25 protein-coding genes and 2 tRNA genes are annotated in these 25,068 nt (G+C 61.2%); 24 read left to right on the forward strand and 3 right to left on the reverse strand.

Annotated features, from left to right (window positions below; genetic code table 11):
- Positions 1-21: 21 nt before the first annotated feature.
- Positions 22-417, reverse strand: coding sequence for a hypothetical protein (locus tag HYPGJ_RS04705; protein WP_046846115.1), 396 nt, complete (start codon positions 415-417; stop codon positions 22-24).
- Between the two features lie 211 nt (positions 418-628).
- On the opposite strand from HYPGJ_RS04705, the gene HYPGJ_RS04710 reads away from it, so the two are divergent.
- The 3 genes from HYPGJ_RS04710 to HYPGJ_RS04720 all read left to right on the forward strand — a co-directional run bounded on the left by HYPGJ_RS04710 (position 629) and on the right by HYPGJ_RS04720 (position 1,520).
- A tRNA-Val gene (locus tag HYPGJ_RS04710) sits at positions 629-703 on the forward strand.
- A gap of 117 nt (positions 704-820) precedes the next feature.
- Positions 821-1,324 carry a DUF1993 domain-containing protein gene (locus tag HYPGJ_RS04715; RefSeq protein WP_046846116.1) on the forward strand — a complete coding sequence of 168 codons (504 nt, stop codon included), beginning with the start codon at positions 821-823 and terminating at the stop codon, positions 1,322-1,324.
- A 119-nt stretch (positions 1,325-1,443) separates the two neighbouring features.
- A tRNA-Asp gene (locus HYPGJ_RS04720) sits at positions 1,444-1,520 on the forward strand.
- 116 nt (positions 1,521-1,636) lie between these two features.
- Here HYPGJ_RS04720 and HYPGJ_RS04725 read toward each other — a convergent pair.
- Positions 1,637-3,385: an EAL domain-containing protein gene (locus HYPGJ_RS04725; protein ID WP_244466014.1), complete on the reverse strand. Its 1,749-nt coding sequence runs from the start codon at positions 3,383-3,385 to the stop codon at positions 1,637-1,639.
- A 616-nt stretch (positions 3,386-4,001) separates the two neighbouring features.
- Between HYPGJ_RS04725 and HYPGJ_RS04730 the strand changes: the two genes are divergently transcribed.
- Complete coding sequence (locus tag HYPGJ_RS04730) at positions 4,002-5,015, forward strand: FecR family protein (protein ID WP_046846118.1); 1,014 nt, start codon at positions 4,002-4,004, stop codon at positions 5,013-5,015.
- Between the two features lie 39 nt (positions 5,016-5,054).
- Here HYPGJ_RS04730 and HYPGJ_RS04735 read toward each other — a convergent pair whose 3' ends face one another.
- Positions 5,055-7,229 carry an adenylate/guanylate cyclase domain-containing protein gene (locus tag HYPGJ_RS04735; protein ID WP_046846119.1) on the reverse strand — a complete coding sequence of 725 codons (2,175 nt, stop codon included), beginning with the start codon at positions 7,227-7,229 and terminating at the stop codon, positions 5,055-5,057.
- A gap of 298 nt (positions 7,230-7,527) precedes the next feature.
- Between HYPGJ_RS04735 and HYPGJ_RS04740 the strand changes: the two genes are divergently transcribed.
- The 20 genes from HYPGJ_RS04740 (at position 7,528) to HYPGJ_RS04835 (ending at position 25,067) form a co-directional block, all read left to right on the forward strand.
- On the forward strand, positions 7,528-7,893 hold the full coding sequence (locus tag HYPGJ_RS04740) for a hypothetical protein (protein WP_046846120.1): 366 nt from the start codon (positions 7,528-7,530) through the stop codon (positions 7,891-7,893).
- A gap of 173 nt (positions 7,894-8,066) precedes the next feature.
- A complete protein-coding gene (locus tag HYPGJ_RS04745; protein ID WP_046846121.1) occupies positions 8,067-8,327 on the forward strand; it encodes a hypothetical protein in 261 nt (86 codons plus the stop codon).
- A 334-nt stretch (positions 8,328-8,661) separates the two neighbouring features.
- Positions 8,662-8,922: a hypothetical protein gene (locus HYPGJ_RS04750; protein WP_046846122.1), complete on the forward strand. Its 261-nt coding sequence runs from the start codon at positions 8,662-8,664 to the stop codon at positions 8,920-8,922.
- A 456-nt stretch (positions 8,923-9,378) separates the two neighbouring features.
- Complete coding sequence (locus HYPGJ_RS04755) at positions 9,379-9,744, forward strand: NADH-quinone oxidoreductase subunit A (protein ID WP_013215906.1); 366 nt, start codon at positions 9,379-9,381, stop codon at positions 9,742-9,744.
- On the forward strand, positions 9,735-10,331 hold the full coding sequence (locus HYPGJ_RS04760) for an NADH-quinone oxidoreductase subunit B (RefSeq protein ID WP_013215905.1): 597 nt from the start codon (positions 9,735-9,737) through the stop codon (positions 10,329-10,331). The genes HYPGJ_RS04755 and HYPGJ_RS04760 overlap by 10 nt, the downstream gene beginning before the upstream one ends.
- A gap of 21 nt (positions 10,332-10,352) precedes the next feature.
- On the forward strand, positions 10,353-10,772 hold the full coding sequence (locus tag HYPGJ_RS04765; RefSeq protein WP_046846123.1) for a hypothetical protein: 420 nt from the start codon (positions 10,353-10,355) through the stop codon (positions 10,770-10,772).
- Between the two features lie 15 nt (positions 10,773-10,787).
- The gene (locus HYPGJ_RS04770; RefSeq protein ID WP_046846124.1) at positions 10,788-11,387 is read left to right on the forward strand and encodes an NADH-quinone oxidoreductase subunit C; all 600 of its coding nucleotides are present in this window, start codon (positions 10,788-10,790) and stop codon (positions 11,385-11,387) included.
- Between the two features lie 56 nt (positions 11,388-11,443).
- The gene (locus tag HYPGJ_RS04775; RefSeq protein WP_046846125.1) at positions 11,444-11,743 is read left to right on the forward strand and encodes a hypothetical protein; all 300 of its coding nucleotides are present in this window, start codon (positions 11,444-11,446) and stop codon (positions 11,741-11,743) included.
- 11 nt (positions 11,744-11,754) lie between these two features.
- The gene (locus HYPGJ_RS04780; RefSeq protein ID WP_046846126.1) at positions 11,755-12,204 is read left to right on the forward strand and encodes a thioesterase family protein; all 450 of its coding nucleotides are present in this window, start codon (positions 11,755-11,757) and stop codon (positions 12,202-12,204) included.
- A gap of 2 nt (positions 12,205-12,206) precedes the next feature.
- On the forward strand, positions 12,207-13,397 hold the full coding sequence (locus HYPGJ_RS04785) for an NADH-quinone oxidoreductase subunit D (protein WP_046846127.1): 1,191 nt from the start codon (positions 12,207-12,209) through the stop codon (positions 13,395-13,397).
- Positions 13,398-13,627: 230 nt separating this feature from the next.
- Positions 13,628-14,110 (forward strand): hypothetical protein, encoded by a 483-nt coding sequence (locus HYPGJ_RS04790; RefSeq protein ID WP_046846128.1) that lies wholly within the window; start codon positions 13,628-13,630, stop codon positions 14,108-14,110.
- A 251-nt stretch (positions 14,111-14,361) separates the two neighbouring features.
- Positions 14,362-15,579, forward strand: coding sequence for an NADH-quinone oxidoreductase subunit NuoE (gene nuoE / locus HYPGJ_RS04795; protein ID WP_046846129.1), 1,218 nt, complete (start codon positions 14,362-14,364; stop codon positions 15,577-15,579).
- A 5-nt stretch (positions 15,580-15,584) separates the two neighbouring features.
- On the forward strand, positions 15,585-16,871 hold the full coding sequence (gene nuoF, locus HYPGJ_RS04800; protein WP_046846130.1) for an NADH-quinone oxidoreductase subunit NuoF: 1,287 nt from the start codon (positions 15,585-15,587) through the stop codon (positions 16,869-16,871).
- An 18-nt stretch (positions 16,872-16,889) separates the two neighbouring features.
- Positions 16,890-18,983 (forward strand): NADH-quinone oxidoreductase subunit NuoG, encoded by a 2,094-nt coding sequence (gene nuoG / locus HYPGJ_RS04805; RefSeq protein WP_046846131.1) that lies wholly within the window; start codon positions 16,890-16,892, stop codon positions 18,981-18,983.
- A gap of 5 nt (positions 18,984-18,988) precedes the next feature.
- Complete coding sequence (gene nuoH / locus HYPGJ_RS04810) at positions 18,989-20,059, forward strand: NADH-quinone oxidoreductase subunit NuoH (RefSeq protein ID WP_083984034.1); 1,071 nt, start codon at positions 18,989-18,991, stop codon at positions 20,057-20,059.
- Positions 20,056-20,544: an NADH-quinone oxidoreductase subunit NuoI gene (nuoI, locus tag HYPGJ_RS04815; RefSeq protein ID WP_046846132.1), complete on the forward strand. Its 489-nt coding sequence runs from the start codon at positions 20,056-20,058 to the stop codon at positions 20,542-20,544. Before nuoH ends, nuoI begins: the two co-directional genes overlap by 4 nt.
- 38 nt (positions 20,545-20,582) lie before the next feature.
- Complete coding sequence (locus tag HYPGJ_RS04820) at positions 20,583-21,233, forward strand: NADH-quinone oxidoreductase subunit J (RefSeq protein ID WP_046846133.1); 651 nt, start codon at positions 20,583-20,585, stop codon at positions 21,231-21,233.
- A complete protein-coding gene (nuoK, locus tag HYPGJ_RS04825) occupies positions 21,230-21,538 on the forward strand; it encodes an NADH-quinone oxidoreductase subunit NuoK (RefSeq protein ID WP_013215892.1) in 309 nt (102 codons plus the stop codon). Before HYPGJ_RS04820 ends, nuoK begins: the two co-directional genes overlap by 4 nt.
- A gap of 86 nt (positions 21,539-21,624) precedes the next feature.
- The gene (gene nuoL, locus HYPGJ_RS04830; protein ID WP_083984035.1) at positions 21,625-23,583 is read left to right on the forward strand and encodes an NADH-quinone oxidoreductase subunit L; all 1,959 of its coding nucleotides are present in this window, start codon (positions 21,625-21,627) and stop codon (positions 23,581-23,583) included.
- Positions 23,580-25,067 (forward strand): NADH-quinone oxidoreductase subunit M, encoded by a 1,488-nt coding sequence (locus HYPGJ_RS04835; protein ID WP_046846134.1) that lies wholly within the window; start codon positions 23,580-23,582, stop codon positions 25,065-25,067. Before nuoL ends, HYPGJ_RS04835 begins: the two co-directional genes overlap by 4 nt.
- Position 25,068 lies beyond the last annotated feature (1 nt).

Below are 25,068 nucleotides of genomic sequence, written 5' to 3' on the forward strand. Positions count from 1 at the left end.
CGAGGACTCGCCGGACGACGATCAAGGCTGCGTCGCTGGACGCTCTGATGCCGTCTGCGCCTTCGGCGTAATTTTGAAATTCGCCGATGCGCGGATGCTGGTCATTTCCATCGCCTGACCATATCCGCGCTGCGGCTGGCTCGACACATTGATGCTGGTAAGGCTGCAGGTCGCGGCAATGGTCGCGAGCAGGTTGGCGCACTCACGTCCCGCCATTTCGTAAGCTTGCCGCCGGCCTCGCTCCGATTCACCGTCCGCGACGTCGGTTGGGCCGTTCGGCGGCAGCGTGAACGTATAGCTGACTGACACGCTCACAGCCTGATTGCGATTGCCATCGGCATCATACGGATTTGCATAAGCGCTGAAGCTGAACAGCGTCAGCATAGCCGCGGTAAGTCCAATCTTGCTGACGGTCATTGCGCACGCTCCCTCGTCGGTCCGGCACGAGAATATCAAAGGCGATGCCGCATTTGCTTGCGCTGCGGGGCAAATTTCCGTCGGCGGTTAATGGCTAGGAAATATCGGGCGCGGGTTTGCTACAGCCTATACGTCGCGGACTCTTTGCCGGCGGACGGGCGAGAGAGCATCTTGCGGGCCCGGCCATACCTGCCTAGAAGATGCGTCGTGCGGGCGGTTAGCTCAGTGGTAGAGCGCCTCGTTTACACCGAGGATGTCGGGAGTTCGACCCTCTCACCGCCCACCATCTTTGTTGGTCCCTGCGACTCCGCCGAGCGGAGCCGGACGCAGGGACGGCCTTGTTGAAGCTTTGATCCAGTCCAGCATGAGCGCATCAGCTCTCAGCTAACGAGGAAGCACGCCAATGTCCGTCTCGATGTATGCCATCGCCATTCCGACGTTTCAGAAACAGCTCGCGTCTCTCGAAGCCATTCTCGACAAAGCCGCCGAGCATGCGTCGGCCAGGAAGATCGACATGGCGGTGTTGCTCGGCTCGCGGCTCTATCCCGATATGTTCAACCTGACCCGGCAGGTTCAGCTGGCGACCGATTTCGCGAAGGCCGCCCCGGCGCGCCTCGCAGGCCTCGAGGTCCCGAGCTTCCCCGATAAGGAAACGACGCTGCCGGAGTTGAAGGAACGCCTCGCACGAACCCAGGCGCTGCTCGCGGGCTATAAGCCTGAGCAACTCGACGGCTCCGAAACGAAGCAGCTGACGCTGAAGATCGGCGGCCAGGAAATGACGATCTCAGGGCAGGATTACCTGCTGCACGTCGCGCTGCCGAACTTCTATTTCCATTGCGCCACCGCATACGGAATCCTGCGGCATAACGGCCTCGAGATCGGCAAACGCGATTTCGTCCGCAGATAGATGCCGGGGGAGGCGCGATTGTCGCCCGCGAACGCGAACAGCGGCTTGACGCCCGCGCGCCCATCACGTATTCGGACGCTGTGACGACGGGCGCTTCGGCGCCCGTGACTTTCTGGATTGCGGGAGTAGCTCAGTTGGTTAGAGCGCCGCCCTGTCACGGCGGAGGCCGCGGGTTCAAGTCCCGTCTCTCGCGCCATTCCGTTCGCAGCTCATGAGCATATAGCTCGCTGTAACGGGTGCGCCGAACCCTCTTCTTCGCATTCGCAAATGATGCCGTCGCGACGAGCGGCGTAGCTGTCGCGGTCTGCCGCGTTACGGGCTGTATTGCCGTTGATCCAGCTTTGACCGGCAAAGGGCCAGCACCTTGTCCACGTCGGAACCCGGAACGGGATGACTGAAGAAGAATCCTTGCAGCTCGTTGCACCCGGCGGCGGTGACTGTCTGAGCCTGGTCGAGCGTTTCGATCCCTTCCGCAACGGTGCTGATCTGCATCTGTCTTCCGAGCCCGGCGACGGCCTGAATGATGGCCTCGCAATCCTTTCGCTTCCCGACGTCGAGATCGCGCACGAAGCTGCGGTCGATCTTGATCTTGTCGAAGGGAAAGCTGCGCAAATAACTGAGCGACGCGTAGGCCGTGCCAAAATCATCGAGCGCGATGCGTGCGCCGAGCGTGCGCAGATTATGCAAGATCGCGCGCGTGTTGATTTCATCGCGAAGGAGCACGCCTTCGGTGATCTCGAGTTCCAGCCGATGCGGCGCGAGCCCCGAAATCCGCAGCGCGTTGACGACCGCCTGATAGAGATTGCCACGCTCGAATTGAATCGGCGACAGGTTGACCGAAACGCGGATCGTGTCAGGCCATTTGACGGCCTCCTGGCAGGCACGGATCAACGCCCATTCGCCGATTTCGACGATCAATCCGGTTTCCTCGGCGATCGGAATGAAGTCGGTGGGCGCTATCATTCCGCGCAGCGGATGATGCCAGCGCAGCAGCGCTTCGAACGCAATGACGTCCCGGTTCTCCGTATCGACGAGCGGCTGATAGTAAAGCTCAAGCTGGTTCTGATCGAGGGCGCCGCGCAGATCGGACTGCAATTCGTAGCGCGAATTCGCGTCGTCGGCGATGTCGGGGTCATACAAGTAGGCAATGCCCTTGCCGCCCGCTTTCGCTTTGTAAAGCGCGAGGTCGGCGGCCTTGAGCAACTGTTCCGTCGTTTGTCCATGAAGCGGAGCGAACGCGATGCCGATGCTTGCGCTGCACGAAACCTGCTGCCCACCAAGGTCATGCGGCTTGCAGATTTCCTTCAAAAGGCGCTGCGCCATGCGTTCGGCATCAGCTTTGCGGGCGACGCGGGACGCGGATTGTAACACCGCGAACTCGTCGCCACCGAGCCGGGCGACGATATCGTTCTTTCGCACCGCGCGCTTGAGGCTTTTGGCGACGCTTTTCAAAAGAGCGTCTCCGACCGGGTGCCCCAGCGTATCGTTGACGGCTTTGAAGCCATCGAGGTCGATCCAATGCAGGGCCAGCGTCTGATTGGGCGCGAGATTTCTCAGCGCTTCGTCGAGCGCCTCATGGAATTGCAGGCGATTTGCAATTTCAGTGAGCGGATCGTGGCGCGCCAGCCAGTGGATTTTCTGCTCAGCTTGACGGCGCTCGGTAATGTCTTCCTGGATGTCCACCCAGCCGCCGCCTTCCAGCGGCTTATTGGTCACAAGAACGATGCGTCCGCTTTTGAGATGTTGCGTGTGCGTAAATGTTTCGCCGCGAGCAAGCGCGGCCACGTGGTGCTCGATCCAGGCGCGCTGCTTTTTGCGTTCCTGCGCATTGTCCAGACCTGCTTCGCGTTTGACGTGATTGCGCACCAAGTCCGCGAGCGTCGTGCCTGGACGTGTCAGATGCTGCGGAAGATCGTAGAGCTCCTCATACATCCGGTTGCAGACGATGAGGCGCTGATTGGCGTCGAACATCGACAAGCCGCGCGCCATGTTGTTGAGCGCAAGCTCGAGACAGCGATTGAGTTGCGCGATCCGATCGCCATCGATCGTTGCAGCCGGCAATGGAGTTTTGGCAGCTCGACGCGCGCGCGTGGCCTTGGCGGGCTTTTTTTGAGATCGGCGATCGCTTGGTTTTGGCGATCGTCTGACACCTGAATGTTGTTTTGCTTTTTTTGTGGCGTCGGTCGGCATCTGCGCATTCCACTCGCACTTAAGTAGGGTGCGCTAAATATAGTGCAATCTGTAAGCGAGTGATTAAAAGCGAGGCCGAATTTGGCGATTTTCTATAAACGTTCAATATATTTTTATGCAGTTGCGCAGTGCAATAAATGAATTACGAGAAATAATCATCTCCAATTTGATAATATCACTGCCAATTCGGCAATAGCGGGGGCGCAGAATTTCCGTCGAAATGAGGGGAATGGGAACGATGACCAGCGAGGCATCAGGATCGCAAACGGGCTGCGCTCTGGCAGCATCCTGAAGTCCGACGTGTCGTCATCGTCTTCGGCGATGCAACAGACGCCCGTGCACCGTGCAAGTGCGTTGGAGAACCTTCATGTGTTCCGCGGGGAACAATCACCGCTTCCAGGATCTGTTCCAATGGCCCGGCAACAGTCCGTATGCTAAGTTTCACGCTCATATTTCTGCGATATCAATTTTCATTAGAGGCAGTGCGATGGCCCGTCATGCGTTTATGAAATCCCTATTGTTGTCCGTCAGCGTCGGCGGCTTGCTGCTGGCTGCCGTTGGATCGGCGCAGGCGGCCTCGGGAGACAGGATCGGCGAATCCGTCGTCATAACGAACGTGGTCATGGCGGACTTCGCCGAAAAGCAACGCAAGCTCGCTAAAGGCGATGAAGTTCGCCAGGACGAGTCCATCGAAGTCAACACCGACGCGCAGGGCGAATTCAGGCTGGACGACGAGACGAAGCTCGCCCTCGGCCCGGGGTCGCGGCTCGTGCTCGATAAGTTCGTCTATGACAGCGACAAGAAGGCCGGCTCCATCGTCGTCAACATGATGAAGGGCGCGTTCCGGTTCATCACTGGCGCCGCGGCGAAAACGACGTACGTCATCAACACGCCCAACGCATCGATCACCGTGCGCGGCACGATTTTCGACGTTTACATCCTTCCCGATCGATCGGTGTGGATTTTGCTGCACGAAGGCGCACTCGAGGCGACCGGTAAGAGCAACGTGTGTCACGTTCTCGAACGTCCCGGTCAGCTGATCCGTATTTCCGACGATGGCACCGTCGAGAAGCCGGTGAATTGGCCTCAGCTGCCTAACAACGCGACCGTCGCGTTCGACACGGCGTTTCCTTTCGTCACGAACGCGCCCGCGATTGATCCCAATCCGCTTCTCACGCGCGCAATGATCGTCGATGGCGCGTTTCCTCCCTCGGAGGAAAAAGCCTGTCTCAATCCGCATCCGCGCTTTGGCGTGAAGAAGGCGAGCACGCCACGCAAGGCGGCGCCTCCCGCAAAGAAAACCAAAGCGGCTCAGAAACCGGTTAAGCCGAAACGTACCGCGAGCCGGCCGAAGAACGATGACGACGATTGGGGCAACGGCGCGCGCGGAATGGATATCGTCATCGGCGGCGGCGGCATCCGCATTCCGAACCGGGGCAACTACGGCGGTGGCGGCTATGGTGGCGGTGACAGGCCGAGCGGCGGTCTCCGAGGACGCTAGCATTGGAGGCGCCGCTCGTGCGTGACACGTCGCGCGGCGTCAGCGCTGGACGAACTGGCTTAAGTCCCGGCTGTAGTAACCCGCGATGGATGACGGGCAAAGCTTGCGGCATTTGACGAGTGCCGCTTCGCGCTCGCCGTCGTCCGCCGGCGCAGCAAGCAAAGTCATATGCGCCGCCTTGAGTTCGGAAAATTCTGACGACGCCGCAAAGGTCTCGTCGCCGATCAGCGCGAAGATCCGCTCCGGCCGATCCTTGCCGCGCGGCATCACGGTGCCCAGTCCCAGAAATGCGAAGGCGGGCACATCGGCGGCCGTTCGCTCGCCAACGACGATATCGGCGCCGAACGTCTTCGTCGCTTCCTCGAAGCGTGCGGCGACGTTCACGGCATCGCCCAGAACGGAATAGTCGAAGCGCTGGGGCGAGCCGACGTTGCCGACGACGCACGCGCCGGTATTCAATCCTATACCGAGCCGCACGGGCACGGCGGTTTCGCCAAGCAGCGCGCTCTCTTCCGAAAGCTTCGCGTTGAAGCGCGCGACATCGTCCAGCATCGCGAGCGCCGCGCGGCACGCGTTTCGTGCGTGCTCTTCATCCTGCAAGGGCGCGTTCCAGAATGCCATCACGGCGTCGCCCATGAACTTGTCGATGGTGCCGCGATGACTGAGGATGGTGTCGGCAAGCGGTGTGAATAGGCGATTGACGAAGCGAACCAACTCGTCCGGTTGCAGTCCTTCCGATAGTTTCGAAAAGCCGCGGACGTCGGCGAACAGCAGTGTGACGTCGCGCTCGTCGCCGCCGAGTTTCAATCTATCGGGATGCCGGGCTATTTCGGAAACGACGGACGGCGAAATATAATGCCCGAACGCCGAGCGGATCTGCGCACGTTCGATTTCCGATTGAACGTAGCTGGTCAGCGACGTCCCGAGATAGAGGAACGCAATCGCCAATCCGGGATACACCGGATCGAACAGCAGGCCGGCGCGAGAAAACGCAAACCAGGACAGAGCAACGATGCCCGCAATCGCCAGGCCGCCGACGATGGCCGCGATCAGCGCACCGCTGCGCGCGATCATCCACGCGACCAGCGCACCGAACAGCACGATGAATGCGATCTCGAGCCCGGTCGCGTAGGCTGGTCGGATCAGATGCTCGCCGGAAAGCATCTGCTCCAAGGCCTGCGCCTCGATTTCGACGCCTGGGATCGAAGACGCCAGCGGCGTCGCTCGGAGATCGAGCAGGCCAGTTGCCGTCGCCCCAATGAAGATATGACGCGCCTTGATCGCCTCGGGATCGAAGCTGCCGTCGAGGATGGTGCTGGCCGAGATCGTGCGCCGCGGATCGTGCGGCGAGAATTTGAGCCACAGCTCGCCGCGGCCCGTTGTCGGCAGAATAGTTTGCCCGACGCGAACGGACTCGATGCCGGTTTGACTGCCAAAGGCTTCGACGCCGCTGCCGCCCGACGACTTGACGAAAATCGTCGACTGTCCGGTGCCGACGCGAAGCGCCTCTAGCGCTTGCGAAGGGTAGAGCTTGCCGCCGATCGCAACGAGCAGCGGAATGCGCCGGACGATCTGATCCTCGGACGGCACCCAGTTGACGGCGCCGACGCCACGTGCCGCCTGCGCCAGTATCGGAAGATTTTCGACCCCGCCGGGATAGGCATGGACGAACATCATCGGATCGTCGCCCGCGAACGAGATGCCGCCGCGATAGGCGGCGATGCTGCGATTGGACTGCGCTTCGCCCGCCACGCCGAGCACGACCGGAGCGGACGCAAGGGCATTCGCAAATCGTTCGTCATTCGAAGGAAGCCGTGAAATCTCCGAAACGATGGCCGCACTGACCGCTTGCCCGTCCAGCGATCGCAACAGCGCGTCGGGCGACAGCCGATCCGGCTCTGCCAGCACGATGTCGAACGTGATCGATTTGGCGCCGGCCTGATGCAGGCGCGATGTCAATTCCGCAAGAACCGATCGCGGCCAGGGCCATTGGCCTGCGCGCGCCAAAGCGGCTTCGTCGACCGCAATGATGCGCACCGGAAACGACGGATCGGCGGCGCGTGGCGCGGCGCGCAGATAAGTATCGAAAACGGATAGCCTCAATTGCGAAATCGGCTGCGGATCGGCGACGCGCAGCGCAACGCAGGCGGCCAGAATTGCAATTGCAACGAGCGCATGCAGGGGTATGCGAAAAAGCGCCGGATACCGGGACATGAGCGAAAACCTGATGCTGTGACCTGCGATCGCTTCATAAGGAGTCGTGAGTGATGATCGCACGGTGAAGGCGGAAACCTATAGGCGAATGTTGCGTGGTTCCGCATGCCTTGCGAGTTGAAGGATTAATTCGGCGAGCGTGCCGCCCAATGCCTCGCGTCCGATGGCAGGCAACGCAATTACGAAGGTTGCCGTCGTTTATTTGCTCTCCCCTTGAATTCGCCAGGAGCCGGTTAAGAGGCAGCCACAATTCATTGGTTAGTCCGCGCACCAACGAAGGCAACCGAGGATCTTAAAAATGCGTCTTGCATCCATTGGCCTGGCTACGGCTGCTGTTCTCGTCTCGACGATGGCCGCGAACTCTCAGACCGTCCGCTTCAACGATGGCAATTTCTCATTCCGCTTCGGCGGCAGTGATCGGCGCGGCGAGGTCGAAGGCAAGCGCGCGAGCTGCGAAGTTTATGCGCGCATCGCTCAAGTGCAGGCCGACGCGAACAATAGGTTCCGTTGCGGCTATCGCGGCCCGCGGTGGGATTCGGATTTGAGGCCGCATTTCCAGTGGTGCCGCTGGGCTCCGCGCCGGGCGCTGGCGGAAGAGCAGCGCGGACGTGCCGAACAGCTTCAGGATTGTTTTAATCGCCTCGGCGATTTCGACGGCCGCTGAATTCGAACGGCGGGGATACTGCGCAGCCTCGCGCAGTATTCCCGCTGATCATATTCGCTGAATTCCTGAATAAACACTCATCTACAATACGAAGAAGTAAAGCGCGCCGCCATCGGAAGTGCGGCTTTCGCACGTTGTTGGAAGTACCTGAGTTCGATAACCGGGAGCTTCCTATGACATCGATGAAACAGCTTGCAGCAGTCGCATTTGCGGGTTTGGCCGTCGTCGGGTTTTCCGCGTCGGCCGAGGCCTATCACGGTCGCGGATACGGACACTGGCATGGATACGGCCACGGCTACTATGGCGGCGGATACGGCCACCGGCGTCACTGGGGCTATGGATGGGGCTACCCCGCGTGGGGCTACTATCCGGCCTGGGGCTACGATTACCGGCATTGCTATTGGCGTTATGGCCACCGCGTCTGCTGGTATTAAATGGATGAAGATCGGCGGCGTTAACGTCTGCGATAGTTTGACACTGATATAAGAGCGTTCCGCTCCGTCCCCCAAGAGCGGCACGCGCGCAAAGCATCCCCTGAATTTGCTGCGTTTCGGGCGTCGGCTTTCCCCCAAGCTGGCGCCCTTTATTTTGTCATCGGGGCACGCGCGCAAATCGGCGATGGCGAAAAAAGGCTCTGCAACGGGAATGAGTGCAAGCTTACCAAACAGTATATTCTTTAAACGTAGATATTCATCAACCTGACAGGAATCCTCACCTAGAAGTGCCGCGCGTCGCGAGTGACGCCAACGCACCTTTAGGAGCCTAATTATGAAGACCACTTTGACTGTCGCACTTGCTGCCGCTGCTATGATGCTCGGAGCCGGCGTTGCCAGCGCGCATGACAAGACCGCCAAGGGCGTCCATCATCATCATGCCCATCACGCGCATCATGCTGCGCACCACAAGCACGCTTCAAAGCATGCTTCCAAGCACGCCGAGAAGCATGCAGCGAAGAAGGCGCACAAGCACGCCGCAAAGCACGGTCACAAGCACATCGTGTCGAAGAAGGCCGTCAAGAAGGCCGGTTGATTTTCGACGAGGTGTGGAGGCCGCTCCTTCACACCTCGTGTCCGGCCGGTAGCCGCCTGCCGATTCGTTCGACCCACGACCCCGGCGCCAGGGGATGTTCGGCGGCCGCGCTAGAATAAGCGCAATTGCTTCAATTCATAAAAAATATCGATGCATTGACCCTGGCGCGGTCTACGCTGCCGGCTGTCCGGCCGGTGCCAAATAAACCATCAGTCTGCAGGCAACCCGCAACCCTATGAGTCGTTGAATCAGACCGGCGTCCGCGCGAGGCCGCTGCGGCAGGACGGCGCCAGCAACCGCATCGGTCAAACGGTTCCTTTTTAGCTCATAGACATATAGTCCCAGCCGTTTGAAGCACTCGCGAGTTGCACCCCATTAGGTCCTGGGCTAACACCGGGCGTGCGCGGCGGCATCGTGCGCCTTTGCAGGCTCCGTGCCCTATGTGGACGAGATGCGATGGTCGATCTGACTTCTCACTACCTGCCAATTGCGATTTTCATCGGCGTTGCGCTGTTGATTGGTGCAGCCCTGATGGTGGCGCCGTTCCTGGTCGCATACCGCAATCCGGACCCCGAAAAGGTGTCTGCTTACGAATGTGGCTTCAACGCCTTCGATGATGCGCGCATGAAGTTCGACGTGAGGTTCTACCTCGTGTCGATTCTGTTCATCGTCTTCGATCTCGAAATTGCGTTCCTGTTTCCGTGGGCGGTGGCATTCAAGGACATCGGTGTGTTCGGCTTCTGGTCGATGATGGCGTTCCTTGGCGTGCTGACGGTCGGCTTCATCTACGAGTGGAAGAAGGGCGCGCTCGAATGGGAGTGATACGCACCAACGACGGGCAGATCATCTTCGACCGCGCGTTGGACAAGGCGCGCGAAGGCGTCTCCGGCGCCGCGACCTCGATCATTCGTCCCGACGACCAGTTCTTCACCGGAATCTCCAACGAGTTGGCCGACAAGGGCTTTCTCGTGACGACAGTCGATGACCTCATCAACTGGGCGCGCACCGGCTCGCTGATGTGGATGACGTTCGGTCTCGCCTGTTGCGCCGTCGAGATGATGCAGGCCTCGATGCCGCGTTACGATCTCGAGCGCTTCGGCTTTGCGCCCCGCGCTTCGCCGCGCCAGTCCGACGTGATGATCGTCGCCGGCACGCTGACCAACAAGATGGCTCCGGCGTTGCGCAAGGTCTACGACCAGATGCCGGAACCGCGTTATGTGATTTCGATGGGAAGCTGCGCCAACGGCGGCGGCTACTATCATTATTCCTACGCCGTCGTGCGCGGTTGCGATCGCGTCGTCCCGGTCGATGTTTACGTCCCGGGTTGCCCGCCGACCGCCGAGGCGCTGGTTTATGGAATTCTGCTGCTACAACGCAAAATACGCCGGACGGGAACGATCGAGAGATAGGCAACTCGGAAAGGCCGTGTCGTGAACCGCCGCCTGATAACTGCAGCTGCAGGCACCCTTTCGGTTTTCGTTGCGGCCGTCGCGCTATCGCAGCCGTCACTCGCCGCCGATTCCGGTCCGAATCTTGTCGGCACATGGTCGGGCCACACGGATTCGATCGGCGATATTTACGGTCTCAGGACGCGCGAACGCACCGTCCATATTACGGAGCAGACCGACCGGAGGTTTCGCGGCTATTTCGTCTACGAAGGCGGCCGTCGCGATTTCTTCGGGATCGTCTTTCCCGATAACACGTCGTTCGCGTGGACCTCGACCGCCGCGAAATCCGTGACGGAAGGCCGAATTCTCGGCGACGATCACATTGCGGCCTGTTACATCGAAGCCGGAACGGAAGCGACGGCTGGTTGTTCCGACCTCACGCGCGTTGATAAAAAGCCCTAAGCGGATGCTGTTCTGATGGAAATCGCAAACCTTATCACTCACGTCGGCACGCTCTTCGGAGCCGACATCCTCGCCAGCAGCACGGCCTTCGACGAGGCATCGATTTCCGTGCCTCGCGACCGGATCGTCGACGTGCTGACGAAGCTGCGCGACGATCCCAAGTGCCAGTTCGAGGTTCTGATCGATATCTGCGGTGTCGACTATCCCGAGCGCGCGGAACGCTTCGAGGTCGTCTATCATCTGCTTTCGCCGCGCCTCAATCAGCGGCTGCGCATCAAGATCTCGACCGACGAGACGACTGCGGTGCCGAGCGTGAATGACGTCTTCCCCGCCGCGAACTGGTATGAGCGCGAAGCCTACGATCTCTATGGCATCCGTTTCACCGGACATCCCGATCTCCGGCGCATCCTGACGGACTACGGTTTTCAGGGGCATCCGCTGCGCAAGGATTTCCCGCTCACCGGTTACGTCGAGGTTCGCTACGACGACGAAAAGAAGCGCGTCGTGTACGAGCCGGTCAAGCTCACGCAGGAATTCCGCGATTTCGATTTCGAAAGCCCGTGGGAAGGTCCGAACTACATCATTCCGGGCGACGAAAAAGCACAGCGTTCATGACGGCCGCCGGGCGTCGGCCCGGTTCCACTTCCATCACCTGCACCGTGGGCATTTGAATGGATTTTGAAACGAATGTAGCCATTTCGGCCGGGTTGATGGTCGCTGCATTCGTTCTCGACTGGCCGCGCGCAATCGTGGGCGTGGCGTTCGGAGTTCTGGGCCGGTTTCTGCCCTATGCGACGATCGTCGTTCCGCTCGGCGTCGTCCTCATCTCGATCGGCGGCGAGTTCGTTTACCCGCTGCTCGGGCGCACCGAATCGCCGAGCCTGTGGTCATTCGCGATCGGCTTATTTTCGGTCGCAGCAACAGCTTCTAACCTCTATATAACGATCCGAAATCTGAAAGACAGACTGTGAGGGCCGACGCAGTGAAACCTTCGCTTCAGGCTGGAGCGCGCACTGAGTTTTCGTTTCGTGTGCCGGCAACGAAAACGGTGCCGTATCTTTATCCGGAGGCTCGGGAATTCCAGCTCATGCCGACGGTCTTCGCGACCGGCTTCATGGTCGGGCTGATGGAATGGACCTGCCTGCACATCATCGAGGACCATCTCGATCAAGGCGAAGGCTCGCTCGGTGTGCATATTAACGTGTCGCACGTCGCGGCGACTGTTCCAGGGCAAACGGTCACGGTCGAGGCCGAGTGCACGAAAGTCGCGGGGCGTCGCATCTTTTTCCACGTTAAAGCCCACGACGGGATTGACCTGATTGGCGAGGGCGAGCATGAGCGCGTGGTCGTCGATTGGGAAAAGTTCGAGCAGCGCGTAAACGGTAAGGCGAAGCTCGCGCGTCTCTCTCCAATTACGCGGGGAACTGGTTGAAAATGGCCGAAACGGAAATCCGCAACTTCAACATCAATTTCGGACCGCAGCATCCGGCCGCGCACGGCGTGTTGCGGCTGGTGCTGGAACTTGACGGCGAAGTCGTCGAGCGCGTCGATCCGCATATCGGCCTGTTGCATCGTGGGACCGAAAAGCTCATCGAGCACAAGACCTACATGCAGGCGATCGGCTATTTCGATCGTCTCGACTACGTCGCGCCGATGAATCAGGAGCATGCGTTCTGCCTCGCGGCCGAGCGCCTGCTGGGCATCACCGTCCCGCGCCGGGGCCAGCTGATCCGCGTGCTCTTTTCCGAAATCGGCCGCATCCTTTCGCATCTCCTGAACGTCACGACGCAGGCGATGGACGTCGGCGCCCTGACCCCGCCGCTCTGGGGTTTCGAGGAACGCGAGAAGCTGATGGTGTTCTATGAGCGCGCATCCGGCGCGCGCATGCACGCCAAGTATTTCCGCATCGGCGGCGTGCACCAGGATCTGCCGGAAAAGCTGATCGACGACATTTACGCCTTCTGCGATCCGTTCCTGAAAGTCGTCGACGACATCGACGTGCTCCTGACCGAGAACCGCATCTTCAAGCAGCGCAACGTCGATATCGGCGTCGTCTCGCTGGACGAGGCCTTCGCCTGGGGCTTCTCGGGCGTCATGGTCCGCGGCTCCGGCGCGGCGTGGGACCTCCGCAAGTCGCAGCCCTACGAATGCTATAGCGAACTGGATTTCGATATCCCGATCGGCAAGAACGGCGACTGCTACGACAGATATCTGATCCGCATGCAGGAAATGCGGGAATCGACCAAGCTGATGAAGCAGTGCTGCGAGCTGCTGAAGTCGCCAGGCGGCCAGGGTCCGCACTCGGCCGAGAACAAGAAAGTCGTGCCGCCGAAGCGCGGAGAGATGAAGCGCTCGATGGAAGCGCTGATCCATCACTTCAAGCTCTACACGGAAGGTTTTCACGTCCCCGCCGGAGACGTCTATGCGGCCGTCGAAGCGCCGAAGGGCGAGTTCGGCGTCTATCTCGTGGCGGATGGCTCCAACAAGCCCTATCGCTGCAAGATCCGCGCCCCGGGCTTCCCGCACCTCGCGGCTATGGACTTCCTGAACCGCGGGCACATGCTGGCCGACGTCTCGGCCATCCTCGGCTCGCTCGATATCGTGTTCGGCGAGATCGACCGCTGACGGCGGGCGTCGTGCGGCTGGCTGCTGTGACCGCCGGGAACGGTTGAGCCGTTTCGCGCGGCGCATCACGCTTTAGCCCGGCCGCGTGCGTGCCATTCCGGCGGCCCTTGCGGCGGCGACGCTGTCGCGCGGCTGTCATCCGGGAGCAACACGGACTAGCATCCGCCTCAAAGCCCTGGCAAAACAGCGCCTCGCGATTTCGCAGTCCAAGTAATCCCGAGGTGATGCGTATGATTTATGGTGCAAGCCCAGTCATCGACAATCTGTTCCTGCTGGCGGTCGTCGCGCTGGGATGGGGCTTAAGCCTTTCTACGTATCGCCTTTTTGCCCGCTCGCGGGGCTGGCCGATGGGCGCGCTGCAGGCCGACGCGCCGTTCATTCCCGTGCTGATAGGGCTGGCGGGACTGTTTGCGGGATTGATCTTCGCCGCCGCGCGCGGCTCCGACGACGGCGGCTGGGTCATCATCGCCCTCGGCCTGCTGTTTGCAGTATTGTGGACCGGGTTCCTGCGTGTCGCCTCGCAGCTGTCGCTGATCCTTGCGCCGATCGCGACGTTTCTTTTGCTGCTCGGTTGGCTGGCGGTGCCGCTCGGTTTTGCAGAGCGTCGCTGGGCGACGGAACGTCCTTCTGAAACGCTTCAGCGGCGCGGAATTCTGAAACCCGATTCGTCCGTCGCCGTGCCCAATCCGCCGGCCTCAGACGCGACCCCTTGATCCTCATCAACCAGTCATAGATCGGGGAACCATTAGTCGCACCTGCTTGCTGTTTATCACGGTCGCTTCATGCTTTAGCCGCATCTGCAAATCCTTGCCTAGTCGCGTTCTTCCGCGTACTGGACCGTGTTGACGCTCGAAGGGTAATGTCGATTTGCAAGAGTCGGCATTGGCGTGACGGGGCAAGGTCGTTCGTCTGACCCGACCACGTACGATTCGGCGCCGCGACCCTTGGTTTTCAGGAGCCGTTGATGGCTGTTCGCCGAGTGAATCCGGATCAACCCGCTGAGTTCGCTTTTTCAGCGGAGAACCTTGCGTGGGCGCAAGAGACAATCGCGAAGTATCCCTCGGGCAAGCAGGCATCCGCCATCATCCCGTTGTTGTGGCGCGCGCAGGAACAGTCGGGCGGATGGTTGCCTGAGCCTGCGATCCGCGCCGTCTGCGATCTTCTCGGAATGGCCCACATCCGGGGCATGGAAGTCGCGACGTTCTACACGATGTTTCAGCTGTCGCCGGTCGGAACGAAAGCGCATGTGCAGGTCTGCGGTACGACGCCGTGCATGCTGCGTGGATCGCGCGATCTGATTTCGGTGTGCCAGCATCGCATTCACGAACATCCGCACACGCCCAATAGCGACGGCACGCTGTCGTGGGAAGAAGTCGAGTGCATCGGCGTCTGCGCCAACGCGCCGGTCGTTCAGATCGGCAAGGACACCTACGAAGATCTGACGGCGGAGCAATTCGAAAAAGTGCTCGACGGCTTCATCGCCGGCAAGCCGCCGAAGCCGGGCTCGCAGACGGGACGCACTGCGTCCTGTCCCGCCGGTGGTCCGACGAGCCTTACGGATCAATCGCTGTACGATGGTTCGACGATCGACGCCTGGAGAAAGCGCTTCGAGGAAACGTCGGAAACGTCCGATAACGCCCAGGAGACGTCGCCGCCTTCGGCTCTCGCATCGCCGACACACAAGGCCGCCGTCGCGGAAGGGACATCGCCGTCCTCTCCGGCCGGATCATCATCGGCGGCGGCGCCTGCAGTTCATCCCGCAGCGCTGGCTGCGATCGCGAACGCAGGCCTCGTCAAGGAACTCGAGGCGCGCGGCGGCGGCAAGGCGATGTCGGCCGGCGAACTCGATAAGATCAAGGCAGATATGCTGCGTGATCGTGCGATCGCAGCCGCGCAGGCCGCTCAAGACCCCGAACTGTTGAACCAGCCGCGCGGCGGCAAAGGCGACGACCTCTCGCTGATTTGGGGCGTTGCGGATAAGATGGTCGAAAAGCTGAATTCGATCGGCGTCTGGCACTTCGATCAGATCGCCAAATGGACGCCCGCGAACGTCGCCTGGTTCGAAAGCCGCCTCGACGGTTTCAAGGGTCGCGTGACGCGAGAGAAATGGATCGAGCAGGCACAAAAGCTCGCGTCGGGTTGGCGACCGGATTCGAAAGCCGGTGAAAGGCCGAAGGACTAGCTCGCATGCTTCATGACCGCGATCGCATCTTTCGAAATCTTTATGGCTTCCATGACGCGCGCCTCAAGGGCGCGATCAGCCGTGGCGCCTGGGATGGCACGAAGTTCTTCATCGACAAGGGTCACGACTACATCATCGACGAGGTGAAGAAGTCGGGCCTGCGCGGACGCGGCGGCGCTGGCTTCCCGACGGGCCTCAAGTGGTCGTTCATGCCGAAGGCGGATCATCGCCCGAGCTATCTCGTCATCAACGCCGACGAGTCGGAGCCGGGGTCCTGCAAGGACCGCGAGATCATGCGGCACGATCCGCATCTTCTGATCGAGGGAGCGCTGCTCGCGGCCTTCGCGATGCGCGCCCACACGAGCTACATCTACGTGCGCGGCGAATACATCCGTGAGCGCGAGGCGCTGCAACGTGCAATCGACGAAGCCTACGCGGCGAAGCTGATCGGCAAGAATAACGTCCACGGCTGGGACTTCGATCTCTACGTTCATCACGGCGCCGGCGCCTACATCTGCGGTGAAGAAACCGCGATGCTCGAAAGCATCGAAGGCAAGAAGGGCCAGCCGCGTCTGAAGCCGCCGTTCCCCGCCAACGTCGGTCTTTACGGCGCTCCGACCACGATCAACAACGTCGAGAGCATCGCCGTCACGGGTGAAATTCTGCGCCGTGGCGCGAGCTGGTTCGCGGCGCTCGGCCTGCCGAACAACACCGGCACCAAGCTGTTCCAGATTTCCGGTCACGTCGAGCGGCCGTGCACCGTCGAAGAAGAGATGGGCATCCCGCTCAAGGAACTGATCGACAAGCACTGCGGCGGCATTCGCGGCGGCTGGGACAACCTGCTGGCGGTCATTCCCGGCGGATCGTCCGTGCGCTGCATCACCGCCGAGCAGGCGATGAACGTGACGATGGATTTCGATGCGCTCGGCAAGCTCGGCTCTGGCCTCGGCACCGCGGCGATCATCGTCATGGACAAGTCGACGGACATCATCGGAGCCATCCGGCGCATCGCGTACTTCTATAAGCACGAGAGCTGCGGCCAGTGCACGCCGTGCCGCGAAGGCACCGGCTGGATGTGGCGCGTGCTCGAGCGCATGGAGCGCGGGCAGGCGGAAAAGCGCGAAATCGATCTTCTCTTTGACGTCACGAAGCAGATTGAAGGCCACACGATTTGTGCGCTGGGCGATGCGGCGGCTTGGCCGGTGCAGGGACTGATCAAGAATTTCCGTCCCGTCATCGAAGAGCGCATCGACCAGTATCAGGCGAAGCACGCGCGCGTGGCGGCGGAGTAGGGTGGCGGACAACGAGCAATGCCAAAGCAACTGATAGTCGACGGCAAGGCAATCGAGGTCGAAGACGGCACGACGCTGATGCACGCCTGCGAGATCGCCGGCGCCGTCATCCCGCGCTTCTGTTATCACGAGCGCCTGTCGATCGCCGGCAACTGCCGCATGTGCCTCGTCGAGGTGCAGGGCTCGCCGAAGCCGATCGCATCCTGCGCTATGCTGGTCAACGATCTGCCGCCGAACAAGGACGGCTCTCCGAAGATCATCAGCACCACGTCGCCGCTGGTCAAGAAAGCGCGCGAAGGCGTGATGGAATTCCTGCTCATCAATCATCCGCTCGATTGCCCGATCTGCGATCAGGGCGGCGAGTGCGATCTGCAGGATCAGGCGATGGCGTTCGGCATGGGCGGCTCGCGTTACCATGAGAACAAGCGCGCCGTCGAAGAGAAGCACATCGGTCCGCTGATCAAGACGATGATGACGCGCTGCATTCACTGCACGCGCTGCGTCCGTTACATGACCGAAGTCGCGGGCGTCGAAGAGCTTGGCCTCATCGGACGCGGCGAAGACGCGGAGATCACGACCTATCTCGAACGCGGGATCATGTCGGAGATGAGCGCCAACGCCGTCGATCTCTGCCCCGTCGGCGCGCTGACGCATCGGCCGTGGGCGTTTTCCGCGCGGCCTTGGGAGATGGAATCGACCGAGACGATCGACGCGATGGACGCCGTCGGCTCGGCAATTCGCGTCGACACGCGCGGCGGTGCCGTCATGCGTATCCTGCCGCGCAACAACGACGCCGTGAACGAAGAATGGATTTCGGACAAGACGCGCCACGTCGCGGATGGCTTGAAAATCCAGCGGCTCGACCAGCCGTACATCCGCAAGGGCGGACGGCTCCAGCCTGCGAGCTGGGATGAAGCGCTGGCGCTCGTCGCCGAGAAGCTCAAGGCGGCTTCGCCGGACAAGATCGGTGCGATTGCGGGCGACCTCGCGGCTGCGGAAGAAATGTTCGCGCTGAAGGATCTGCTGACGCGTTTCGGTGCCACCTCGATCGATTGCCGCCAGGCCGGAGACAAGCTCGATCCGAAGCTCGGCCGCGCCAGCTACGTTTTCAATTCTTCGATCGAAGGCATCGAACACGCCGACGCGATCCTGATCGTCGGGTCCAATCCGCGCCTCGAAGCGCCGGTGCTCAATGCGCGCATCCGCAAGCGCTGGCGGACGGCGTCGACGAAGATCGCGCTCATCGGCGCCAAGGCCGATCTTACATACCCATACGAGTATCTGGGCGCTGGCCCTGACACGCTCGCAGACGTCGCGAGCGGCAAGCACGCCTTTGCGGACGTTCTGAAATCGGCCGAGCGCCCGATGGTGATCGTCGGGCAGGGCGCGTTCGCGCGCGCCGATGGTCTCGCCGTGCTGTCGCAGGCGGCGCGCATCGTCACCGCCGTGTCGGCCGGCAAGGACGCGGCATGGAACGGCTTCAACGTCCTTCACACCGCAGCGGGCCGCGTCGCCGGTCTCGATGTCGGCTTCGTGCCCGGCAAGGGCGGCAAGGATGCTGCCGGCATCCTCGGCGGCGGCATGGACTTCGTCTATCTGCTTGGGGCCGACGAAAGCGATCTGTCGAAACTTGGAACCGCCTTCGTGGTTTACCAGGGTAGTCACGGCGATCGCGGCGCGGAGCGCGCTGAGGTCATCCTTCCGGGCGCGGCCTACACGGAAAAAGGCGCGACCTACGTCAACACGGAAGGCCGCGTCCAGCAGACGACCAAGGCGGCGTTCTCGCCGGGAAGCGCCAAGGAAGACTGGACCATCCTGCGCGCGCTGTCTGCGCGTGCGGGCAAGACATTGCCTTACGACACATTGAAAGACCTGCGCGCCGCCATGTACAAGGCCGCACCGCAGCTTGCCGAGATCGATGCGGTCGAAACCCGTGCGGTGTCGGGCCTTGAAACGCTCGCAAAGCTTTCCGGGCAGCCGACGGCGACGGCCTTCGCATCGGCGATTGAAGATTTCTATCTAACCAACGCGGTCGCGCGGGCTTCGGCTGTCATGGCCGGAATGAGTGCGCTTCGAAGCGCCCGCGACCAGAGGCTCAGCGCGGCGGAATAGGAACGATGCTCGAGACCCTGCAAACATTCATGACCGACTACGGCTGGAACCTGCTGATCCTCCTCGTGGGATCGCTGGCCGTGCTTGTCGGCCTTTTGGTCATCATCGCTTTTCTGCTGCTGTTCGACCGCAAGGTCTGGGCCGCCGTGCAGATGCGCCGCGGTCCGAACGTCGTCGGGCCGTTCGGCTTGTTCCAGTCGTTCGCCGACCTTTTGAAATTCGTCTTCAAGGAGCCGGTGATCCCGGCCGGCGCCGATAAGGCCGTTTTCCTGCTCGCGCCGCTCGCGACCGCCATGTTCGCGCTGTCGGCCTGGGCCGTCATTCCGCTCGACCAGAACATCTGGGGTAAGTGGGTGATCTCCGACATGAACGTCGGAATTCTCTATCTGCTCGCGATCTCATCGCTCGGCGTCTACGGCATCATCATGGGCGGCTGGGCGTCGAACTCGAAATATCCGTTCATGGGCAGCCTCCGGTCTGCGGCGCAGATGGTGTCCTATGAAGTCTCGATCGGCTTCGTCATCATTTGCGTGTTGCTGTGCGTCGGCTCGCTCAACATGACCGACATCGTCAATGCACAGCGCGCCGGCCTTGGGACGCGCGCCGGCCTGACCAACTCCTTCCTCGACTGGTACTGGCTGCCGCTGTTTCCGATGTTCATCGTGTTCTTCATCTCGGCGCTCGCCGAAACGAACCGCACGCCGTTCGACTTGGTCGAAGCGGAATCGGAACTCGTCGCGGGCTTCATGGTCGAATATTCCTCGACCCCGTATCTGCTCTATATGCTGGGCGAGTACGTCGCGATCGTCACGATGTGCGCGCTGACGACGATCCTGTTCCTCGGAGGCTGGCTGCCGCCGCTCGACATCTGGCCGCTGAACGCGATCCCGGGCTTCTTCTGGTTCCTGGCCAAGGTCGTCTTCGTGTTCTTCATGTTCGCGATGATGAAGGCGCTGCTGCCGCGCTATCGCTACGATCAGCTGATGCGCCTCGGCTGGAAGGTGTTTCTGCCGCTGTCACTGTTCATGGTCGTGGTCACGGCCGCAGTGCTCAGGTTCGGAGGATTTCTGTCATGAGCGTCGCTCGCGCTGCAAAGTCGCTGTTCCTGACGGAAATCGTCGTGGCGTTCGTGCTGACGCTCCGCTATTTCTTCGCGCCGAAGAAAACGCTGAACTACCCATTTGAAAAAGGCCCGCTGTCGCCGCGCTTCCGTGGCGAGCACGCGCTCCGTCGCTATCCCAATGGCGAAGAGCGCTGCATCGCCTGCAAGCTCTGCGAAGCGATCTGCCCGGCGCAGGCGATCACCATCGAGGCCGGTCCGCGCCGCAACGATGGCACGCGCCGCACCACGCGTTACGACATCGACATGACGAAATGCATCTATTGCGGGCTGTGCCAGGAGGCTTGCCCCGTGGACGCCATCGTCGAGGGGCCGAATTTCGAGTTCGCGACGGAAACGCGCGAAGAGCTTTTCTACGATAAGGAGCGATTGCTCTCGAACGGCGATCGCTGGGAACGTGAGATCGCGAAGAACATCGCGCTCGACGCGAAGTATCGCTAAATCGCCCATCCGACGGGATAACAGGAAGAACGAGAACGATGGCGGAGGCAGGTTTCTTCTATCTCTTTGCGGTGTTGGCGGTCGCGTCCGGCGCGATGGTCATCCTCGCCAGAAATCCCGTGCACGCGGTGCTGTTCCTCGTCCTGGCGTTTTTCAACGCCGCCGGACTTTTCCTGCTGCTCGGCGCTGAATTCCTCGCGATGCTCCTCGTCATCGTCTACGTCGGGGCCGTGTCGGTGATCTTCCTGTTCGTCGTCATGATGCTCGACGTCGACTTCGCCGAGCTGAAAGCGGGCTTCATCAAGAACGCCAAGGTCGGCGCCATCGTCGGCGGTGTCGTGCTCGCCGAACTCGTCGCCCTCTTCAGCTTCCGCGGTTTCAACGTCGCGCCGACCGTCAATGTCACGGCGCCGATGCCGGCGGCGGGATCGACGCTCACCAACACCGCGGCGCTCGGGCAGATCCTTTATACGAAGTACGTCTACCTGTTTCAGGCGTCGGGCATGATCCTGCTGGTCGCGATGATCGGCGCTATCGTGCTGACCTTGAAGCACCGCACCAACGTCAAGCGCCAGTCGATCGCAGCCCAGGTGTCGCGCGATCCGGCCAAGACGCTCGAGGTCGTGAAAGTTCCAACCGGCGGATCGGTCGTCCCCGCCGCGAGCAAGCGCGCGGAGGCTGTGGAATGACCATCGGACTCGGACATTACCTGACGGTCGCCGCCTGCCTGTTCACGCTCGGCGTCTTCGGCATCTTCATCAACCGCAAGAACGTCATCGTCATCCTGATGTCGATCGAGCTGATCCTGCTCGCCGTGAACATCAATCTGGTCGCGTTCTCGCATTTCAACGCCGATCTCGTCGGCCAGGTGTTCGCGCTGTTCGTGCTGACGGTCGCCGCCGCTGAATCCGCGATCGGCCTCGCTATCATCGTTGTCTACTATCGCAATCGGGGTTCGATCGCGGTCGAAGACGTCAACATGATGAAGGGGTGAGACGTGATCGGGTTCTGGCAACGACACGTGTCGTACGCTCTCGCCACGAACGAGGGGCATGACGGGAATAGGGGGATTGTTTCCGCATGATCTACGCGACGATTGTTCTGCTGCCGCTTGCCGGCGCGCTTATCGCTGGCCTCTTCGGTCGCATCATCGGAGACCGTCCGAGCGAAGTCATCACGACGGCGCTGCTGATCATTGCGGCGGCGCTCTCCTGGGTGACGTTCTTTCAGGTCGCGCTCGGACATGAGACGCACACCGTCACGCTGTTCCGCTGGATCACGTCGGGCGAACTCGATACCTCCTGGGCGCTGAAGATCGACACGCTGACTGCGGTCATGCTCGTCGTCGTCACGACGGTGTCCTCGCTCGTTCACCTCTATTCCATCGGCTACATGCACGAGGACGACTCGCGCCCGCGCTTCTTCGCGTATCTGTCGCTGTTCACGTTCGCTATGTTGATGCTGGTGACGAGCAACAACCTCGTCCAGATGTTCTTCGGATGGGAAGGCGTCGGCCTCGCATCGTATCTGCTCATCGGCTTCTGGTATAAAAAGCCGTCGGCCAACGCTGCTGCCATCAAGGCGTTCGTCGTCAACCGCGTCGGTGACTTCGGCTTCGCGCTCGGCATCTTCGGACTGTTCTACGTTTTCCGCACCGTCAACCTCGATGCCATCTTTGCCGCCGTGCCCACCGCCGTCGGCAAGACTTTCGTCTTCGCCGGATACGAAGTCGACATCCTGACGACGCTCTCGCTGCTGCTCTTCATGGGCGCGATGGGCAAGTCGGCGCAGTTCCTGCTGCACACCTGGCTTCCGGACGCGATGGAAGGCCCGACGCCGGTCTCGGCGCTGATCCATGCCGCGACGATGGTCACCGCCGGCGTGTTCATGGTCGCGCGGCTGTCGCCGATTTTCGAACTGGCGCCCGAGGCGCTGAAATTCGTGACGCTGATCGGCGCCATTACGGCGTTCTTCGCGGCGACCGTCGGTCTCGTCCAGAACGACATCAAGCGCGTCGTCGCCTATTCGACGTGCTCTCAGCTCGGCTACATGTTCGTCGCCTGCGGGATCGGCGCTTACGGCGTCGCGATCTTCCACCTCTTTACGCACGCGTTCTTCAAGGCGCTTCTGTTCCTCGGCTCGGGCTCGGTCATCCACGCCATGCATCACGAGCAGGACATGCGGATGATGGGCGGCCTGCGCAAGAAGATCCCGTGGACGTTCGCGGCCATGCTGATCGGCACGCTGGCGATCACCGGCGTAGGCATCCCGCATCTGACGGGCTTCGCTGGCTTCTATTCCAAGGACGCGATCATCGAGGCAGCGTACGCGGCTCAGACGCCGAACAACTACGCCTTCTGGCTTCTCGTCGTCGGTGCGCTGATGACGTCGTTCTACTCGTGGCGTCTCATCTTCATGACGTTCTACGGAAAGACCCGCGCCGATCATCACACCTACGATCACGCGCACGAAAGCCCGTGGACGATGATGCTGCCGCTCGCCGTGTTGTCGGCCGGCGCGATCTTCGCCGGCGTCGTGTTCTCCGGCTACTTCATCGGACATCACGAGAATGAGTTCTGGGGCGCGGCGCTCTTCCGTTCCGAGACGAACCACATCTTGCACGAAATGCATGATGTGCCGGGATGGGTGCCTTACTCGTCGCTCATCGCGATGCTGATCGGCTTCGGCATTGCCTGGGTCTATTACATCGGCGCGCCCTGGTTGCCCGCAGCGACGGCGCGGGCATTCAAGCCGCTGTATCTCTTCCTGCTCAACAAGTGGTACTTCGACGAGCTGTACAATCTGATCTTCGTGCGCCCGGCGTTCGCGATCGGACGCCTGCTCTGGAAAGGCGGCGACGGCGCGATCATCGATGGCGCGATCGACGGGACGGCGGCTGGTGTCGGACGCGTCACCGAACGGGTCGTCCGTCTACAGACCGGATACCTCTACCACTATGCTTTCGCGATGCTGCTGGGAGTGGCGGCGCTCATGACCTGGCTCACCTACAACGGGCTTTTCGCCGGGGTGTTTAAATGAACAACATCCTCTCGGTTATCACCTTCCTGCCGCTCGTCGGCGCGCTTCTGATCGCCGTGCAGAATGCGGAAGCGAAGCAGAACGCACGCTGGATCGCGCTCTGGACGACATTGGTCACGTTCGCCGTTTCGCTGCTGATCTGGTGGAACTTCGACACGACCCAGTCGGGCTTCCAGTTCGTCGAGGAACACGCCTGGCTCGGATCGCTAAAATATAAGCTCGGCGTCGACGGCATCTCGATGCTGTTCATCATCCTGACGACGTTCCTGATGCCGCTCTGCATCCTCGCGAGCTGGGTGTCGGTCGAGAACCGCGTCAAGGAATACATGATCGCGTTCCTCGTGCTCGAAACGCTGATGCTCGGCGTGTTCTCGGCGCTCGATCTCGTGCTGTTCTACCTGTTCTTCGAGGGCGGCCTCATTCCGATGTTCATCATCATCGGCGTCTGGGGTGGCAAGCGGCGCGTCTACGCCAGCTTCAAGTTCTTCCTCTATACGCTGCTCGGCTCGGTGCTGATGCTGCTCGCGATGATGGCGATGTACTGGCATGCCGGAACGACGGACATTCCGACGCTTCTGCAGACCAAGTTCCCGCCTGACATGCAGTGGTGGCTGTGGATCGCCTTCTTCGCCTCGTTCGCGGTGAAGATGCCGATGTGGCCGGTGCACACTTGGCTTCCCGACGCGCACGTCGAGGCGCCGACGGCAGGCTCCGTCATCCTCGCCGGCATTCTTTTGAAAATGGGGGGCTACGGCTTCCTGCGCTTCTCGCTGCCGATGTTCCCGAACGCCTCGGCCGATCTCGCGCCGCTCGTCTTCTCGCTGTCGATCATCGCGATCATCTACACGTCGCTGGTGGCGCTCGTGCAGGAGGACATGAAGAAGCTGATCGCCTATTCGTCCGTTGCCCACATGGGCTACGTGACGATGGGCATCTTCACGGGCTCGCAGCAGGGCATCGACGGCGCGATCTTCCAGATGCTGTCGCATGGCCTCGTGTCGTCGGCGCTGTTCCTCTGTGTCGGCGTCATTTACGACCGCATGCACACGCGCGAGATTTCGGCCTACGGCGGACTTGTCGAGCGAATGCCGAAATACGCCGTGGCGTTCATGATTTTCACGATGGCCAACGTCGGGCTTCCCGGCACCAGCGGCTTCATCGGCGAATTCCTGACGCTGATGGCGGCCTTCAAATCCAACACCTGGGTTGCGATCCTTGCGACGTCCGGCATCATCCTGTCGGCCGCGTACGCGCTCTATCTCTATCGGCGCGTGATTTTCGGCGTGCTCGAGAAAGCCAATCTCCGGAGCATTCTCGATCTCTCGCCTCGCGAGATCGCGATCCTCGCGCCGCTGATATTGCTGACGATCTATTACGGATTCTATCCCGCGCCCGTGCTCGATGTGACGGCGGCGTCGGTCAAGAATCTCGTCCAGAACTATCAGGATGCCCAGCACACGGCCGCCGCTCTCCTGGCGCCATGAG

Source organism: Hyphomicrobium sp. GJ21 (assembly GCF_001006785.1).
In the GTDB taxonomy this organism is placed as follows: Bacteria; Pseudomonadota; Alphaproteobacteria; order Rhizobiales; family Hyphomicrobiaceae; genus Hyphomicrobium_B.

Coding starts and splice junctions, on each gene's coding strand:
- nuoG (WP_046846131.1), top strand. CDS start 16,890: ATGCCAAAGCAACTGATAGTCGACGGCAAGGCAATCGAGGTCGAAGAC.
- HYPGJ_RS04755 (WP_013215906.1), top strand. CDS start 9,379: ATGGTCGATCTGACTTCTCACTACCTGCCAATTGCGATTTTCATCGGC.
- HYPGJ_RS04775 (WP_046846125.1), top strand. CDS start 11,444: ATGGATTTTGAAACGAATGTAGCCATTTCGGCCGGGTTGATGGTCGCT.
- nuoK (WP_013215892.1), top strand. CDS start 21,230: ATGACCATCGGACTCGGACATTACCTGACGGTCGCCGCCTGCCTGTTC.
- HYPGJ_RS04705 (WP_046846115.1), bottom strand. CDS start 417: ATGACCGTCAGCAAGATTGGACTTACCGCGGCTATGCTGACGCTGTTC.
- HYPGJ_RS04740 (WP_046846120.1), top strand. CDS start 7,528: ATGCGTCTTGCATCCATTGGCCTGGCTACGGCTGCTGTTCTCGTCTCG.
- HYPGJ_RS04835 (WP_046846134.1), top strand. CDS start 23,580: ATGAACAACATCCTCTCGGTTATCACCTTCCTGCCGCTCGTCGGCGCG.
- nuoI (WP_046846132.1), top strand. CDS start 20,056: ATGAGCGTCGCTCGCGCTGCAAAGTCGCTGTTCCTGACGGAAATCGTC.
- HYPGJ_RS04820 (WP_046846133.1), top strand. CDS start 20,583: ATGGCGGAGGCAGGTTTCTTCTATCTCTTTGCGGTGTTGGCGGTCGCG.
- HYPGJ_RS04770 (WP_046846124.1), top strand. CDS start 10,788: ATGGAAATCGCAAACCTTATCACTCACGTCGGCACGCTCTTCGGAGCC.
- nuoL (WP_083984035.1), top strand. CDS start 21,625: ATGATCTACGCGACGATTGTTCTGCTGCCGCTTGCCGGCGCGCTTATC.
- HYPGJ_RS04730 (WP_046846118.1), top strand. CDS start 4,002: ATGGCCCGTCATGCGTTTATGAAATCCCTATTGTTGTCCGTCAGCGTC.
- nuoH (WP_083984034.1), top strand. CDS start 18,989: ATGCTCGAGACCCTGCAAACATTCATGACCGACTACGGCTGGAACCTG.
- nuoE (WP_046846129.1), top strand. CDS start 14,362: ATGGCTGTTCGCCGAGTGAATCCGGATCAACCCGCTGAGTTCGCTTTT.
- HYPGJ_RS04750 (WP_046846122.1), top strand. CDS start 8,662: ATGAAGACCACTTTGACTGTCGCACTTGCTGCCGCTGCTATGATGCTC.
- HYPGJ_RS04790 (WP_046846128.1), top strand. CDS start 13,628: ATGATTTATGGTGCAAGCCCAGTCATCGACAATCTGTTCCTGCTGGCG.
- HYPGJ_RS04715 (WP_046846116.1), top strand. CDS start 821: ATGTCCGTCTCGATGTATGCCATCGCCATTCCGACGTTTCAGAAACAG.
- HYPGJ_RS04760 (WP_013215905.1), top strand. CDS start 9,735: ATGGGAGTGATACGCACCAACGACGGGCAGATCATCTTCGACCGCGCG.
- HYPGJ_RS04745 (WP_046846121.1), top strand. CDS start 8,067: ATGACATCGATGAAACAGCTTGCAGCAGTCGCATTTGCGGGTTTGGCC.
- HYPGJ_RS04785 (WP_046846127.1), top strand. CDS start 12,207: ATGGCCGAAACGGAAATCCGCAACTTCAACATCAATTTCGGACCGCAG.
- HYPGJ_RS04735 (WP_046846119.1), bottom strand. CDS start 7,229: ATGTCCCGGTATCCGGCGCTTTTTCGCATACCCCTGCATGCGCTCGTT.
- nuoF (WP_046846130.1), top strand. CDS start 15,585: ATGCTTCATGACCGCGATCGCATCTTTCGAAATCTTTATGGCTTCCAT.